The 362-nt window shown below is 75.4% G+C and carries 1 protein-coding gene; it reads right to left on the bottom strand.

All coding sequences use genetic code 11. The annotated features are described in order from the left end of the window. Positions 1-362, bottom strand: a 362-nt coding sequence (locus ADL03_RS49375) for a hypothetical protein (RefSeq protein WP_231641541.1), incomplete at its 5' end; no start/stop codon positions are given.

The raw sequence follows: 362 nt of genomic DNA on the forward strand, positions 1-362 counted from the left end.
CTACTCGCCCGTGACCATCCTGACCAGCTGCGGCACGCCCAGCACGACCTTCACCCGCCCCTTGCCCATGTTGACGTGGCCGAACACGCCGGGGGTGTAGGCGACGCCGGCGGTCGAGGAGAGGTAACGGTTGCAGCGGGCCGGGCGGAGAGATTCCCCCGGAGACAGGAACAGCTGGTCGCAGCACGACTCCTGCGCCGGGCTAACGCTGATGGAGCGCGGGCCATCCCGCACAGCGCCCTGAGCCCGCCCGGTCCCCCCGTTGTCCGCGGCGCGGGCCGGGGCTCGACCGGCGCGCGGAGGCCGGGCGGCGGGGCTGGCCGGGGGAGCTCGCCCGCGGGCCCCGCCGCAACGGCTACCTC

Origin of the sequence: Nocardia sp. NRRL S-836, from assembly GCF_001279525.1 — a bacterium.
Classification (GTDB): Bacteria; Actinomycetota; Actinomycetes; order Mycobacteriales; family Pseudonocardiaceae; genus Lentzea.